Below are 12,245 nucleotides of genomic sequence, written 5' to 3'. Positions count from 1 at the left end.
GCGCCCGCCACGCAGATTACTTCTCCAGGCCAGCGGGCGGCCAGTTCTCGAGCTTCATGCCGAGCGTCAGGCCACGCGAAGCGAGGACTTCCTTGATTTCGTTGAGCGACTTGCGACCCAGGTTCGGGGTCTTCAGCAGCTCGTTCTCGGTACGCTGGATCAGGTCGCCGATGTAGTAGATGTTCTCGGCCTTCAGGCAGTTGGCCGAGCGCACCGTCAGCTCCAGGTCGTCGACCGGACGCAGCAGGATCGGATCGATCTGCGGCGCGCGGCTCGAAGCGGCTTCCGCCGACGATTCGGTGCCTTCCAGCGCGGCGAACACGGACAGCTGATCGACCAGGATGCGCGCCGATTGACGGATCGCTTCCTCGGGCGAGATCACGCCGTCGGTTTCGATGTTCATCACCAGCTTGTCCAGGTCGGTACGCTGTTCGACACGGGCCGACTCGACCGCGTACGAGACGCGGCGCACCGGCGAGAACGAGGCGTCCAGCACGATGCGGCCGATCACCTTGCTCGACTCGTCGCCGAACTTGCGAACGTTGCCCGGCACATAGCCGCGGCCCTGTTCGACCTTGATCTGCATGTCCAGCTTGCCGCCGGCCGACAGATGGGCGATCACGTGGCCGGGGTTGATGATCTCGACATCGTGCGGCAGCTCGATATCGGCGGCCGTCACCACGCCTTCGCCTTCCTTGCGCAGCGACACCGTGACTTCGTCGCGGTTGTGCAGCTTGAAGACGACGCCCTTCAGGTTCAGCAGCAGGTTGACGACGTCTTCCTGCACGCCGTCGATGGTGGAATATTCGTGGACCACCCCAGCGATCGTCACTTCGGTCGGGGCATAGCCGACCATCGACGACAGCAGCACGCGACGCAGGGCGTTACCGAGCGTATGGCCGTAGCCGCGCTCGAACGGCTCCATCACGACTTTGGCGTGATGATCGCCCAGCGGCTCGACGGCGATGATTTTTGGCTTGAGGAGTGCTGTTTGCATTAGGTTGTCCTTTTCAATACCCTCGGCTCGTTACACCGATAAGGCTGAGTTTTGGAACCCGAAAAAACCCATCGTACGATGGGCAATAAGCCCGGCGCGCCGAAGCGCGCCGGGCTGAAGATGGAGCTCGACGAGAAATCGCAAGCCGCGGCCGTTGTAGGCGAACGGGTCCGGGCGATTAACGCGAATACAATTCGACGATCAGGCTCTCGTTGATGTCGCCCGAGATATCGGCGCGATCCGGCACTTGCTTGAACGTGCCTTCGAACTTCTTGGCATCGACGGCAACCCAGCTCGGGAAGCCCGACTGCTCGGCCAGCGACAGCGACTCGGCGATACGAGCCTGCTTCTTCGCCTGTTCGCGGATCGACACGACATCACCGACCTTGATCTGCGCCGACGGCACGTTCAGGGTCTGGCCGTTGACCAGGATCGCCTTGTGCGACACCAGCTGGCGCGCTTCGGCGCGGGTCGAGCCGAAGCCCATCCGGTACACGACGTTGTCCAGGCGCGTTTCCAGCAGCTGGAGCAGGTTCTCGCCGGTATTGCCCTTGCGGCGGTCGGCCTCGGCAAAGTAGCGGCGGAACTGGCGCTCGAGCACGCCGTAGATACGCTTGACCTTCTGCTTTTCACGCAGCTGGGTACCGTAGTCGGAGGTACGGGCGCCCGAGGTACGGCCGTGCTGGCCCGGCTTGCTGTCCAGCTTGCACTTGTCGGCGAGCGAGCGGCGCGCGCTCTTCAGGAACAGGTCGGTGCCTTCACGGCGGGAAAGTTTGGCCTTCGGGCCGGTATAACGTGCCACTTTATCTTCCTTACTGATTCGATCGCGGCGCCAGGATCGACGCGCCGCGAGTCCGCCTGCTGCATCCGCCCGGAGGGCGGCGACGGCGAACGGTGGGCTTATCCAACGCGCGCGGCCGGACGGCTGCGCGCCACACGATGAATTCGCACTGAATTCCGACGATCTGTCCGCGGCAACCGCAGGCGCGGGTGCCTCGCCGACAAAACGCGGCATTCTATCACAACAAGAATGACAGAACCCGCGCCCGGAAAATCCGGCGCGGGTCCGGCGATGCCTGGCGCTTAGATACGACGGCGCTTCGGCGGACGGCAGCCGTTGTGCGGCACCGGCGTGACGTCTTCGATCACGGCGATCTTGATGCCCAGCGCGTTCAGCGCGCGCACGGCCGACTCACGACCCGGGCCCGGGCCCTTGATGCGCACTTCCAGGTTCTTGATGCCCTGGTCTTGCGCCACGCGGCCGGCGTTCTCGGCAGCAACCTGGGCTGCGAACGGGGTCGACTTGCGCGAACCCTTGAAGCCCTGGCCACCCGAGGTTGCCCACGACAGGGCATTGCCCTGACGGTCGGTGATCGTGATGATCGTGTTGTTGAACGAGGCGTGGACGTGCGCGATGCCGTCGGCGACGTTCTTCTTGACCTTCTTACGCGCGCGCTGGGCGGCGTTATTCGGACCTTTTGCCATTAGTTATCTTCCTCTGCCTTGGGCGTTACTTCTTCAGAGCCACGCCGGCCTTACGCGGACCCTTGCGGGTACGGGCGTTGGTGCGGGTGCGCTGGCCACGCAGCGGCAGGCCGCGGCGGTGACGCAGGCCACGATAGCAACCAAGGTCCATCAGACGCTTGATGTTCATCGTGGTTTCACGACGCAGGTCACCCTCGACCGTGACCTTGCCCACTTCGTCACGAAGCTTTTCCAGGTCGGCGTCGGTCAGATCCTTGACCTTCTTGTCAAAAGGAACGCCAGTGGCCTCGCAAATCTTGCGAGCGCGCGAGCGGCCGATACCGTAAATCGCCGTCAGGCCGATCTCGGTATGCTTGTGATTCGGGATGTTAACCCCTGCGATACGTGCCATTCGTCAATCCTCTTTACGATTAGCCTTGGCGTTGCTTGTGGCGGGGATCCGACGAGCAGATCACGCGCACGACACCGTTGCGCTTGATAACTTTGCAGTTGCGGCAAATGCGCTTAACAGAAGCCAGCACTTTCATGATTTTCCTCTTCCTTCAATTCCTGTTTCGGCTCACTTCGTCCGGAAGACGATGCGCGCGCGTGACAGATCGTATGGCGTCAATTCGACCGTAACTTTGTCCCCCGGCAGGATGCGGATGTAGTGCATCCGCATCTTCCCGGAGATATGGCCCAGTACGACATGGCCATTTTCCAGCTTCACCCTGAAGGTCGCATTGGGCAGGTTTTCGATTACCTCACCCTGCATCTGGATGACGTCGTCTTTAGCCATACCTAGCCTGTCCTGACCCGGCTCAGCGCAAAGTCAGGTTACCTTTGAAATTGGCCTTCTTCAGCAACGACTCGTACTGCTGCGACATGACATAGGACTGAACCTGGGCCATGAAGTCCATCGTGACGACCACGATGATCAGCAGCGAAGTTCCGCCGAAATAGAACGGCACGTTCCAGCGCAGCACCAGGAATTCCGGCAACAGGCAGACCAGTGTGATGTAGATCGCACCAGCCAGCGTCAGTCGCACCAGAATCTTGTCGATATAGCGCGTCGTCTGCTCGCCAGGACGGATGCCCGGAATGAAGGCACCGCTTTTCTTCAGGTTGTCCGCCACTTCCCGGCTGTTGTAGACCAACGCCGTATAGAAGAAGCAGAAGAACACGATTGCCGCAGCATAGAGCAGGATGTACACCGGTTGGCCGGGCGACAGCGTCGCGGCCAGGTCCTTGATGAACCTGCCCACGGTGCCGGTCGAGTCCGACGTGAACCAGCCCGCGATCGTCGCCGGGAACAGGATGATCGACGATGCGAAGATCGGCGGAATCACCCCTGCCATGTTCAGCTTCAGCGGCAGGTGCGACGACTGGCCGCCGTACACCTTGTTGCCGACCTGACGCTTGGCATAGTTCACCAGGATCTTGCGCTGGCCGCGTTCGACGAACACCACCGCGAACGTCACCGCGATCACGATCGCCACGATGAAGATCGCCGCGATGATGCTCATCGAGCCGGTGCGAACCAGTTCGAACAGCCCGCCGATCGCATTGGGCAAGCCCGCCGCGATACCGCCGAAGATGATGATCGAGATGCCGTTGCCCAGTCCGCGCTCGGTGATCTGCTCACCCAGCCACATCAGGAACATCGTGCCGGTCACCAGCGTGATCACCGCGGTAGCGCGGAACATCATGCCGGGGTCGATCACCAGGCCGGGTTGCGACTCGAGCGCGACCGCGATCGAGAACGCCTGGAAGGTCGCCAGCAGCACGGTCCCGTAACGGGTGTACTGGGTGATCTTCCGCTGTCCGGCCTGCCCTTCCTTCTTCAGCGATTCCAGCTGCGGCAGCACGATCGTCAGCAGCTGCATGATGATCGACGCCGAGATGTACGGCATGATGCCGAGCGCGAACACGGTGAAGCGCGACAGCGCGCCTCCCGAGAACAGGTTGAACATCCCGAGGATGCCACCCGACTGACTCTGGAACAGCTGCGCCAGTTGCTCCGGATCGATTCCCGGCACCGGAATATGCGCACCGATGCGGTAGACGATCAGGGCCAGCACCAGGAACATCAGCCGGCGCTTGAGGTCGCCGTACTTCGCCGTGTTCCTGGCCTGTGCGCTTGCATTGGGTTTCGCCGTGGCCAAACGATGCTCCGACTTGTGACTCGCCTATGCTGCGAAATCTGCTTACTTACTCCGCGATCTGACCGCCCGCGGCTTCGATCGCTGCCTTGGCGCCAGCGGTGGCACCCAGACCCTTGATCGTCACCTTGCGGGTCAGCTCGCCGGCCTTGATGACCTTGGCGCTCTTGACCAGGTCGCTGACCAGGCCAGCCTGCTTCAGGACCAGCAGGTCGACCTCGGCCGCTTCCAGGCGCTCCAGATCACGCAGCGTGACTTCGGCGGTGAACGCCTTGGTCAGCGACGTGAAGCCGCGCTTCGGCAGACGACGGTACAGCGGCATCTGGCCGCCTTCGAAGCCCACCTTGTGGAAGCCGCCCGAACGCGACTTCTGACCCTTGTGACCGCGACCGGCGGTCTTGCCCAGGCCGGAGCCGATACCGCGGCCGACGCGACGCTTGGCGTGCTTCGAACCGGCGGCCGGTTTCAGGTTGTTCAGTTGCATATTGCTCTCCAATTCCGGACTTGGCCCAGGCTTAGCCGATGACCTTAACCAGGTACGAGACCTTGTTGATCATGCCGCGCACGGCCGGCGTATCCTGCAGTTCCGACACCGAGTTGAGGCGGCGCAGGCCAAGACCACGGACGGTGGCGCGATGATCCTCGCGCGTGCCGATCAGGCTGCGCACGAGTTGCACTTTTACGGTTTTCTGCGACATTTCGTTCACCTGCCTTAGCCGAGGATGTCTTCGACAGACTTGCCACGCTTGGCGGCGATTTCGCCCGGCGTGCTCATCTTCTGCAGACCGTCCAGCGTGGCGCGAACCATGTTGTACGGGTTGGTCGAGCCGTGCGACTTGGTGACGACGTTGGTCACGCCCATCACTTCGAAGATCGCGCGCATCGGGCCGCCGGCGATCACGCCGGTACCTTCCTTGGCCGGCATCATCAGCACCTTGGCGGCGCCGTGCTTGCCAACGACTTCGTGCTGCAGCGTGCCGTTCTTCAGCGGGACCTTGACCATCTTGCGACGGGCTTCGTCCATTGCCTTCTGCACGGCCACCGGCACTTCCTTCGCCTTGCCCTTGCCCATGCCGATGCGGCCATCGCCGTCACCGACCACGGTCAGCGCAGCGAAACCGAGAATCCGGCCGCCCTTCACCACCTTGGTGACGCGGTTGACCGAGATCATCTTCTCGCGGAGGCCGTCGTCGCGTTCGTCCTGCTGGACTTTTGCTTGCATCTTTGCCATGACGTATCTCTCTTAAGCGCTTAGAACTTGAGGCCAGCTTCGCGGGCAGCGTCAGCCAGGGCCTTCACGCGACCGTGGAAGCGGAAGCCGGCGCGATCGAACGCCACGGTTTCCACGCCGGCGGCCTTCGCCTTCTCGGCGATGCGCTTGCCGATCACGGTGGCAGCAGCGGTAGTGGCACCGCTGCCGGTCAGTTCCTTGCGCACTTCTGCTTCGAGGGTCGAAGCCGACGCCACCACCTGGGTGCCGCACGGCGAGTAGACCTGAGCGTAAATATGCGTATTCGTACGGAACACAGTCAGACGATTGACCTTCAGCTCGGCAATCTTGGCGCGGGTCTGACGTGCACGGCGCAAACGAGCGTCTTTCTTGTTCATCACTGCACCCCTTACTTCTTCTTGGTTTCCTTCAGGATGACGCGCTCGTCAGCGTAGCGAACACCCTTGCCCTTGTAGGGCTCGGGCGGACGGTACGCGCGGACTTCCGCGGCAACCTGACCGACTTTCTGCTTGTCCGCACCCTTGATGATGATCTCGGTCTGCGTCGGCGTTTCCGCCTTCACGCCTTCCGGCATCTCATGGATCACGTCGTGCGAGAAACCAAGCTGGAGCTTCAGCGCAGCGCCTTGCAGCTGGGCGCGGTAACCCACGCCAACCAGCGTCAGCTTGCGCTCGAAACCGGTGGTCACGCCCTTGACCATATTGGCCGCCAGAGCACGCATGGTGCCCTGCAGAGCGTTTGCTTCGCTCGATTCGTCAGCCGGGGAGAAGGTCAGCGTCTCGTTCTCGACGTTGGCCTTGACCAGCTTGTGAATCGGCTGGGACAGCGTACCGAGCGGGCCCTTGACGGTGAGCACGCCGGCCGCCACATTCACTTCCGCGCCTTTCGGCAGCGCGATGGGAGCCTTACCTACACGGGACATGGTTACTCCTTACGCGACGTAGCAGATGACTTCGCCGCCCACGCCGGTGGCACGTGCCGCGCGATCGGTCATCAGACCCTTGGGGGTCGAGATGATCGCGACGCCCAGGCCGTTCATCACTTGCGGGATTTCGCTGCGGCCCTTGTACACGCGCAGACCGGGCTTCGACACGCGTTCGATGCGCTCGATCACCGGACGGCCGGCGTAGTACTTCAGACCGATGGTCAGTTGTGCCTTGCCGCCTTCCTCGGCGACAGCGTAGTCGTCGATATAGCCTTCGTCCTTCAGGACCTTGGCGATCGCCACTTTCAGCTTCGACGACGGCATGACAACCGACGCCTTCTGCACGCCCTGGGCGTTGCGGATGCGCGTCAGCATATCGGCGATAGGATCGCTCATGCTCATACTGTTTCTCCTGTAGCCTGTGCGTAATTACCAGCTGGCTTTCGTCAGACCCGGAATTTCGCCCTTGAAGGCGATTTCACGGATCTTGTTACGCGCCAGGCCAAACTTGCGGAAGGTACCGCGGGGACGACCGGTGATCGCGCAGCGATTGCGCTGGCGGGTCGGATTGGCGTTGCGCGGCAGCTGTTGCAGCTCCAGGCGCGCTTCGTAACGCTCTTCTTCCGACTTCGCTTGGTCGTCGATGATGGCCTTGAGGGCAGCGCGCTTCTCGGCGTACTTCGCCGCGAGCTTCGCGCGCTTCTTCTCACGTTCAATCAGAGCCAATTTAGCCACGGTTACCCCTTAATTGCGGAACGGGAACTTGAATGCCGCGAGGAGCTCCTTGGCTTCCTCGTCATTCTTCGCCGTCGTCGTGATGCTGATGTTCAGACCGCGCAGCGCGTCGATCTTGTCGTACTCGATTTCGGGGAAGATGATCTGCTCTTTCACACCGATGTTGTAGTTGCCACGGCCGTCGAACGACTTGCCGGACACACCACGGAAATCGCGCACGCGCGGCAGGGCCACGGTGACGAAACGGTCCAGGAATTCCCACATCCGTTCGCCACGCAGGGTCACCATCGCACCGATGGGATAGCCCTGGCGAATCTTGAAGCCGGCGATGGCCTTGCGGGCCTTCGTCACGACCGGCTTCTGACCAGCGATCTTGGTCAGGTCGCCCACTGCCAGCTCGATGACCTTCTTGTCATTGATGGCCTCGCCCAGACCCATGTTCAGCGTGATCTTGGTGATGCGGGGCACCTCCATGACCGACTTGTAGCCGAACTTCTTCATCAGGGCCGGAACGACCTGTTCTTTGTACTGCTCTTGCAGACGTGCTGCCATGCTCAACTCCTATCCGTGCCCAGAATCAAGCGGCGACGACGGCGCCGGTGGTCTTGAGCACGCGCACGCGCTTGCCTTCCACCAGCTTGATGCCGACGCGCGACGGCTTGCCATTGGCATCCACGAGCGCAACGTTGGAAATATGCAGGGGCATGACCTTGTCGATCACGCCGCCGGTCGTGCCCAGCATCGGGTTCGGACGTGCGTGCTTCTTCGCGACGTTCACGCCCTCGACGGCGACCTTGTCGCCCAGCACGGCCTGGACCTTGCCGCGCTTGCCCTTGTCCTTGCCGGTCAGGACGATGACCTCGTCGCCTTTGCGAATCTTGTTCATGGCGGCTCCTTACAGCACTTCCGGCGCGAGCGACACGATCTTCATGAAACGCTCGGTACGGAGTTCACGAGTCACCGGCCCGAAGATACGGGTGCCGATCGGCTCGAGCTTGTTGTTCAGCAGGACAGCGGCATTGCCGTCGAACTTGACGAGCGAACCGTCCGCGCGGCGCACGCCCTTGGCGGTGCGGACCACGACGGCGTTGTAGATGTCGCCCTTCTTCACACGACCGCGCGGCGCTGCGTCCTTGACGGTCACCTTGATGATGTCGCCTACGCTCGCATAGCGGCGCTTGGACCCACCCAGCACTTTGATGCACAGCACTTCGCGCGCACCCGTGTTATCGGCCACTTCGAGCCGGCTTTCTGTCTGAATCATGGTGTTTGTCTTCCCAACTTAATCCACCGGGCCCACGAAAAAGGTACGCCCGCCGGTCAGTCTTGGTCCCGTCGGCCACCGGCATTGCGCCAGTCACCGTTTGGGTTGATCAACTTGAAGTCGGTGTGCCAGGCGGTCTGAACGGTGTGACTGTCAGGAGCCGCTAGGCCTGGGGTTCGCTTTAACGGACCGCCCGGGTGGTGTTACAAGAGACGGCCGCAATAAAGCGGAAGTCCAGGATTATAGCACATAACCCTGGACCTGCAAGTCAACCGAGAACCTGTTGGTTCTTAGATGACGCGCGCTGCTTCGACCAGCCGGGAAACGACCCAGGACTTGGTCCGCGAGATCGGACGGCCTTCCTGGATCTCGACCTTGTCGCCTTCCTTGTACTGGTTGGCTTCGTCATGCGCCTTGTACTTCTTCGAGCGCAGCACGTACTTGCCATACAGCGGGTGCTTGACACGGTTTTCGACCAGGACCGTCACGGTCTTGTCCATCTTGTCGCTTACCACACGGCCGACCAGCGTACGGCGAAGCGACGATTCCGTTTTTGCAGTTTCAGTCATTTCGAGTTCGCCTTTTCGTTCAGCACGGTATGCACCCGCGCGATGTCCTTGCGCACCTTCTTCAGCTGGCTGGTGTTCTGCAGCTGTTGGGTGGCCTTTTGCATGCGCAGGCTAAATTGGGCCTTCAGGAGCTCGGAGAGCTCCTGGTTCAGGCCTGCGGCGTCCTTGCCGCGAAGTTCGGATGCTTTCATCCCTGCTCTCCTTACGTCCCGACCTGGCGCACCACGAAATTGGTCGCGATCGGCAGCTTGGCCGCCGCGAGGCGGAACGCCTCACGCGCCAGCTCTTCGCTCACGCCATCCATTTCGTACAGCATCTTGCCCGGCTGGATCTCAGCCACGTAGTACTCCGGATTGCCCTTGCCGTTACCCATACGGACTTCGGCAGGCTTCTTCGAGATCGGCTTGTCCGGGAAGATCCGGATCCAGATGCGGCCGCCACGCTTGATGTGGCGGGTCATCGCACGACGTGCCGACTCGATCTGACGAGCCGTCAGACGGCCGCGGCCCATTGCCTTCAGGCCGAATTCGCCGAAAGACACGGCGTTGCCACGGGTAGCCTTACCCGTGTTGCGGCCTTTCTGCTCCTTGCGATATTTTCTGCGCTTCGGTTGCAGCATCGTTATTCTCCACTCTTCGCGTCTGCGCCAGGCGCAGCGCGGCGACCGGCACCAGCGCCACCGCGGCGGTTGCCACCCGGACGGCCTTCACCGTCACGACGGCGACCGTCCGGACGACCCGGGCGACGACGACGTTCGTCTTGCGGCTCTTCCACCACCGGCGCGTCGTTGCGGCCGAGGTGATCACCCTTGTAGACCCACACCTTGACACCGATGATGCCGTAGGTGGTTTCTGCTTCGGAGAAGCCGTAGTCGATGTCGGCACGCAGGGTGTGCAGGGGCACGCGGCCCTCGCGATACCACTCGGTACGTGCGATTTCGATACCGTTCAGACGGCCCGAGCTCATGATCTTGATACCCTGGGCGCCCAGGCGCATCGCGTTCTGCATCGCGCGCTTCATCGCGCGGCGGAACATGATGCGGCGCTCGAGCTGCTGGGTGATCGAGTCGGCGATCAGCTGCGCATCGGTTTCCGGCTTGCGGATTTCCTCGATGTTCACGTGCACGGGCACGCCCATGCGACGCTGCAGCTCGGCCTTCAGCAGTTCGATGTCCTCACCCTTCTTGCCGATCACCACGCCCGGACGCGAGCTGTAGATGGTGAGACGGGCATTGCGGGCAGGGCGCTCGATGACGACGCGGCCCACCGAAGCGTTCTTGAGCTTCTTCTTCAGAAAGTCGCGAACTTCGATGTCTTCCTTCAGCATGCCGGCGAACTTCGTGTTGTTGGCGTACCAACGCGAAGCCCAGTTACGGCTGACGGCCAGACGGAAGCCAGTCGGATGAATCTTCTGTCCCATCGTGACTCCTTAGTTGCCGAGCGTCACAGTGATGTGACAGGTTTGTTTCTCGATGCGGTTGCCGCGGCCCTTTGCCCGTGCGGTGAAGCGCTTGAGCGAGGTTGCCTTGTCGACGTAGATCGATTTGACCTTCAGCTCGTCGATGTCGGCGCCTTCATTGTGCTCGGCGTTGGCGATGGCCGATTCGACCACCTTCTTCACGATCCCGGCAGCCTTTTTCGGGCTGAACGTCAGGATGTTGAGCGCGCGCTCGATCGGCAGACCACGGATCTGGTCGGCGACCAGGCGCGTCTTCTGGGCGGAGATGCGGGCACCGCGATGAATCGCTTTCACTTCCATGATGGCACCTTACCTCTTCGCTTTCTTGTCAGCCGCGTGGCCCTTGAACGTGCGCGTCAGCGCAAATTCACCGAGCTTGTGGCCAACCATGTTTTCCGTGACGTACACCGGCACGTGTTGACGGCCGTTGTGGACGGCGATCGTCAGGCCGATGAACTCCGGCAGAATGGTCGAGCGGCGCGACCACGTCTTGATGGGTTTCTTGTCCTTGCCGCTGACAGCCGTTTCCACCTTCTTCAGCAGGTGGGCGTCACAGAAAGGACCCTTTTTTGCAGAACGAGTCATGTGTTTAGCTCCTACCTACCGATTAACGCTTGTGGCGGCGCTGCACGATCATGCTGGCAGTGCGCTTGTTGCTGCGGGTGCGGTAACCCTTGGTCGGGGTGCCCCACGGCGACACAGGATCGCGACCAGCAGCGGTACGGCCTTCACCACCACCGTGCGGGTGGTCGATCGGGTTCATCACCACGCCGCGGACGGTCGGGCGAATACCGCGCCAGCGGGTCGCGCCGGCCTTGCCGATCACGCGCAGGCTGTGCTCTTCGTTGCCCACTTCACCGATGGTGGCGCGGCATTCGATATGCACGCGGCGCACTTCACCGGAGCGCAGACGCACCTGGGCGTAGACGCCTTCGCGAGCCAGCAGCACGGCGGAACCGCCGGCGGCACGCGCGATCTGGGCGCCCTTGCCCGGCAGCATTTCCACGTTGTTGATCGTGGTACCGACCGGGATGTTGCGGATCGGCAGGTTGTTGCCGGCCTTGATCGGGGCTTCCGAGCCGTTCATCAGCTGCTGGCCGGCAACCATGCCCTTGGTGGCGATGATGTAGCGGCGCTCGCCGTCGGCGAACAGCACCAGCGCGATGTTGGCGCTGCGGTTCGGATCGTATTCCAGGCGCTCGACCTTGGCGGGGATGCCGTCCTTGTCGTTGCGCTTGAAGTCGATCACACGGTAGTGATGCTTGTGGCCACCGCCCTTGTGACGGGTGGTGATGTGGCCATTGTTGTTACGGCCCGACTTCTGGAATTGCTTTTCCAGCAGCGGCGCGTACGGATCGCCCTTGTGCAGGTTGCGGTTGACAACCTTCACCATCGAGCGACGACCCGGGGAAGTCGGCTTGGTCTTGACGAGTGCCATGA

General features: G+C 61.9%; 24 protein-coding genes. All 24 read right to left on the bottom strand.

Translation table 11 applies throughout. The features are described from left to right. Positions 1-16 precede the first annotated feature (16 nt). The 24 genes from rpoA to rplB all read right to left on the bottom strand — a co-directional run bounded on the left by rpoA (position 17) and on the right by rplB (position 12,243). Entirely contained in the window at positions 17-997 is a 981-nt protein-coding gene (gene rpoA, locus LRR16_RS14400; protein WP_006577445.1) for a DNA-directed RNA polymerase subunit alpha, read from the bottom strand. A gap of 178 nt (positions 998-1,175) precedes the next feature. Next, positions 1,176-1,799: a 30S ribosomal protein S4 gene (gene rpsD, locus LRR16_RS14395; RefSeq protein ID WP_006577444.1), complete on the bottom strand. Its 624-nt coding sequence runs from the start codon at positions 1,797-1,799 to the stop codon at positions 1,176-1,178. A 281-nt stretch (positions 1,800-2,080) separates the two neighbouring features. Next, a complete protein-coding gene (gene rpsK / locus LRR16_RS14390; protein WP_023264857.1) occupies positions 2,081-2,482 on the bottom strand; it encodes a 30S ribosomal protein S11 in 402 nt (133 codons plus the stop codon). Between the two features lie 25 nt (positions 2,483-2,507). Next, positions 2,508-2,873 carry a 30S ribosomal protein S13 gene (gene rpsM / locus LRR16_RS14385; RefSeq protein WP_006577443.1) on the bottom strand — a complete coding sequence of 122 codons (366 nt, stop codon included), beginning with the start codon at positions 2,871-2,873 and terminating at the stop codon, positions 2,508-2,510. A 19-nt stretch (positions 2,874-2,892) separates the two neighbouring features. Then, on the bottom strand, positions 2,893-3,009 hold the full coding sequence (rpmJ, locus tag LRR16_RS14380) for a 50S ribosomal protein L36 (protein ID WP_006160433.1): 117 nt from the start codon (positions 3,007-3,009) through the stop codon (positions 2,893-2,895). A gap of 32 nt (positions 3,010-3,041) precedes the next feature. After that, entirely contained in the window at positions 3,042-3,260 is a 219-nt protein-coding gene (infA, locus tag LRR16_RS14375) for a translation initiation factor IF-1 (RefSeq protein ID WP_006577442.1), read from the bottom strand. A gap of 22 nt (positions 3,261-3,282) precedes the next feature. Continuing rightward, a complete protein-coding gene (secY, locus tag LRR16_RS14370) occupies positions 3,283-4,626 on the bottom strand; it encodes a preprotein translocase subunit SecY (RefSeq protein ID WP_023264856.1) in 1,344 nt (447 codons plus the stop codon). Between the two features lie 46 nt (positions 4,627-4,672). Beyond that, positions 4,673-5,107 (bottom strand): 50S ribosomal protein L15, encoded by a 435-nt coding sequence (gene rplO / locus LRR16_RS14365; RefSeq protein WP_006576228.1) that lies wholly within the window; start codon positions 5,105-5,107, stop codon positions 4,673-4,675. Positions 5,108-5,138: 31 nt separating this feature from the next. Further along, the gene (rpmD, locus tag LRR16_RS14360) at positions 5,139-5,321 is read right to left on the bottom strand and encodes a 50S ribosomal protein L30 (RefSeq protein ID WP_006576229.1); all 183 of its coding nucleotides are present in this window, start codon (positions 5,319-5,321) and stop codon (positions 5,139-5,141) included. A gap of 14 nt (positions 5,322-5,335) precedes the next feature. Continuing rightward, on the bottom strand, positions 5,336-5,854 hold the full coding sequence (gene rpsE / locus LRR16_RS14355) for a 30S ribosomal protein S5 (RefSeq protein WP_006576230.1): 519 nt from the start codon (positions 5,852-5,854) through the stop codon (positions 5,336-5,338). A 20-nt stretch (positions 5,855-5,874) separates the two neighbouring features. Beyond that, positions 5,875-6,231, bottom strand: coding sequence for a 50S ribosomal protein L18 (gene rplR / locus LRR16_RS14350; RefSeq protein ID WP_006576231.1), 357 nt, complete (start codon positions 6,229-6,231; stop codon positions 5,875-5,877). Positions 6,232-6,242: 11 nt separating this feature from the next. Beyond that, complete coding sequence (gene rplF / locus LRR16_RS14345; protein WP_006576232.1) at positions 6,243-6,776, bottom strand: 50S ribosomal protein L6; 534 nt, start codon at positions 6,774-6,776, stop codon at positions 6,243-6,245. Positions 6,777-6,785: 9 nt separating this feature from the next. Continuing rightward, positions 6,786-7,181 carry a 30S ribosomal protein S8 gene (gene rpsH / locus LRR16_RS14340; RefSeq protein WP_006576233.1) on the bottom strand — a complete coding sequence of 132 codons (396 nt, stop codon included), beginning with the start codon at positions 7,179-7,181 and terminating at the stop codon, positions 6,786-6,788. A gap of 27 nt (positions 7,182-7,208) precedes the next feature. Continuing rightward, positions 7,209-7,514, bottom strand: coding sequence for a 30S ribosomal protein S14 (gene rpsN, locus LRR16_RS14335; RefSeq protein WP_006576234.1), 306 nt, complete (start codon positions 7,512-7,514; stop codon positions 7,209-7,211). A gap of 9 nt (positions 7,515-7,523) precedes the next feature. Beyond that, positions 7,524-8,066 carry a 50S ribosomal protein L5 gene (rplE, locus tag LRR16_RS14330; protein WP_006576235.1) on the bottom strand — a complete coding sequence of 181 codons (543 nt, stop codon included), beginning with the start codon at positions 8,064-8,066 and terminating at the stop codon, positions 7,524-7,526. Positions 8,067-8,091: 25 nt separating this feature from the next. Then, the gene (rplX, locus tag LRR16_RS14325; protein WP_006576236.1) at positions 8,092-8,400 is read right to left on the bottom strand and encodes a 50S ribosomal protein L24; all 309 of its coding nucleotides are present in this window, start codon (positions 8,398-8,400) and stop codon (positions 8,092-8,094) included. Positions 8,401-8,409: 9 nt separating this feature from the next. Further along, positions 8,410-8,778 carry a 50S ribosomal protein L14 gene (rplN, locus tag LRR16_RS14320; RefSeq protein ID WP_006576237.1) on the bottom strand — a complete coding sequence of 123 codons (369 nt, stop codon included), beginning with the start codon at positions 8,776-8,778 and terminating at the stop codon, positions 8,410-8,412. A gap of 290 nt (positions 8,779-9,068) precedes the next feature. Continuing rightward, positions 9,069-9,347 (bottom strand): 30S ribosomal protein S17, encoded by a 279-nt coding sequence (gene rpsQ / locus LRR16_RS14315; protein WP_006576238.1) that lies wholly within the window; start codon positions 9,345-9,347, stop codon positions 9,069-9,071. Then, positions 9,344-9,538: a 50S ribosomal protein L29 gene (gene rpmC, locus LRR16_RS14310; RefSeq protein WP_006576239.1), complete on the bottom strand. Its 195-nt coding sequence runs from the start codon at positions 9,536-9,538 to the stop codon at positions 9,344-9,346. Before rpmC ends, rpsQ begins: the two co-directional genes overlap by 4 nt. 11 nt (positions 9,539-9,549) lie before the next feature. Continuing rightward, positions 9,550-9,966 (bottom strand): 50S ribosomal protein L16, encoded by a 417-nt coding sequence (gene rplP / locus LRR16_RS14305; protein ID WP_006576240.1) that lies wholly within the window; start codon positions 9,964-9,966, stop codon positions 9,550-9,552. A 2-nt stretch (positions 9,967-9,968) separates the two neighbouring features. Further along, a complete protein-coding gene (gene rpsC / locus LRR16_RS14300; RefSeq protein ID WP_023264853.1) occupies positions 9,969-10,766 on the bottom strand; it encodes a 30S ribosomal protein S3 in 798 nt (265 codons plus the stop codon). Between the two features lie 9 nt (positions 10,767-10,775). Next, positions 10,776-11,105: a 50S ribosomal protein L22 gene (gene rplV, locus LRR16_RS14295; RefSeq protein ID WP_006576243.1), complete on the bottom strand. Its 330-nt coding sequence runs from the start codon at positions 11,103-11,105 to the stop codon at positions 10,776-10,778. Positions 11,106-11,114: 9 nt separating this feature from the next. Further along, a complete protein-coding gene (gene rpsS, locus LRR16_RS14290) occupies positions 11,115-11,390 on the bottom strand; it encodes a 30S ribosomal protein S19 (RefSeq protein WP_006576244.1) in 276 nt (91 codons plus the stop codon). A 22-nt stretch (positions 11,391-11,412) separates the two neighbouring features. Next, positions 11,413-12,243, bottom strand: coding sequence for a 50S ribosomal protein L2 (gene rplB, locus LRR16_RS14285; RefSeq protein WP_023264852.1), 831 nt, complete (start codon positions 12,241-12,243; stop codon positions 11,413-11,415). Between the last annotated feature and the right edge of the window lie 2 nt (positions 12,244-12,245).

It is taken from the genome of Cupriavidus sp. UGS-1 (genome assembly GCF_021213615.1).
Classification (GTDB): Bacteria; Pseudomonadota; Gammaproteobacteria; order Burkholderiales; family Burkholderiaceae; genus Cupriavidus.
Note: the sequence above shows the minus strand (reverse complement) of the source record. Positions and strands in the feature narration are given on the sequence as shown.

Excerpts from the sequence above, each read along its gene's own strand:
- rpoA (WP_006577445.1), bottom strand. The coding sequence starts at position 997 with ATGCAAACAGCACTCCTCAAGCCAAAAATCATCGCCGTCGAGCCGCTG.
- rpsK (WP_023264857.1), bottom strand. The coding sequence starts at position 2,482 with ATGGCAAAAGGTCCGAATAACGCCGCCCAGCGCGCGCGTAAGAAGGTC.
- rpsM (WP_006577443.1), bottom strand. The coding sequence starts at position 2,873 with ATGGCACGTATCGCAGGGGTTAACATCCCGAATCACAAGCATACCGAG.
- rpmJ (WP_006160433.1), bottom strand. The coding sequence starts at position 3,009 with ATGAAAGTGCTGGCTTCTGTTAAGCGCATTTGCCGCAACTGCAAAGTT.
- infA (WP_006577442.1), bottom strand. The coding sequence starts at position 3,260 with ATGGCTAAAGACGACGTCATCCAGATGCAGGGTGAGGTAATCGAAAAC.
- rplO (WP_006576228.1), bottom strand. The coding sequence starts at position 5,107 with ATGCAACTGAACAACCTGAAACCGGCCGCCGGTTCGAAGCACGCCAAG.
- rpmD (WP_006576229.1), bottom strand. The coding sequence starts at position 5,321 with ATGTCGCAGAAAACCGTAAAAGTGCAACTCGTGCGCAGCCTGATCGGC.
- rpsE (WP_006576230.1), bottom strand. The coding sequence starts at position 5,854 with ATGGCAAAGATGCAAGCAAAAGTCCAGCAGGACGAACGCGACGACGGC.
- rplR (WP_006576231.1), bottom strand. The coding sequence starts at position 6,231 with ATGAACAAGAAAGACGCTCGTTTGCGCCGTGCACGTCAGACCCGCGCC.
- rplF (WP_006576232.1), bottom strand. The coding sequence starts at position 6,776 with ATGTCCCGTGTAGGTAAGGCTCCCATCGCGCTGCCGAAAGGCGCGGAA.
- rpsH (WP_006576233.1), bottom strand. The coding sequence starts at position 7,181 with ATGAGCATGAGCGATCCTATCGCCGATATGCTGACGCGCATCCGCAAC.
- rplE (WP_006576235.1), bottom strand. The coding sequence starts at position 8,066 with ATGGCAGCACGTCTGCAAGAGCAGTACAAAGAACAGGTCGTTCCGGCC.
- rplX (WP_006576236.1), bottom strand. The coding sequence starts at position 8,400 with ATGAACAAGATTCGCAAAGGCGACGAGGTCATCGTCCTGACCGGCAAG.
- rplN (WP_006576237.1), bottom strand. The coding sequence starts at position 8,778 with ATGATTCAGACAGAAAGCCGGCTCGAAGTGGCCGATAACACGGGTGCG.
- rpsQ (WP_006576238.1), bottom strand. The coding sequence starts at position 9,347 with ATGACTGAAACTGCAAAAACGGAATCGTCGCTTCGCCGTACGCTGGTC.
- rpmC (WP_006576239.1), bottom strand. The coding sequence starts at position 9,538 with ATGAAAGCATCCGAACTTCGCGGCAAGGACGCCGCAGGCCTGAACCAG.
- rplP (WP_006576240.1), bottom strand. The coding sequence starts at position 9,966 with ATGCTGCAACCGAAGCGCAGAAAATATCGCAAGGAGCAGAAAGGCCGC.
- rpsC (WP_023264853.1), bottom strand. The coding sequence starts at position 10,766 with ATGGGACAGAAGATTCATCCGACTGGCTTCCGTCTGGCCGTCAGCCGT.
- rplV (WP_006576243.1), bottom strand. The coding sequence starts at position 11,105 with ATGGAAGTGAAAGCGATTCATCGCGGTGCCCGCATCTCCGCCCAGAAG.
- rpsS (WP_006576244.1), bottom strand. The coding sequence starts at position 11,390 with ATGACTCGTTCTGCAAAAAAGGGTCCTTTCTGTGACGCCCACCTGCTG.
- rplB (WP_023264852.1), bottom strand. The coding sequence starts at position 12,243 with ATGGCACTCGTCAAGACCAAGCCGACTTCCCCGGGTCGTCGCTCGATG.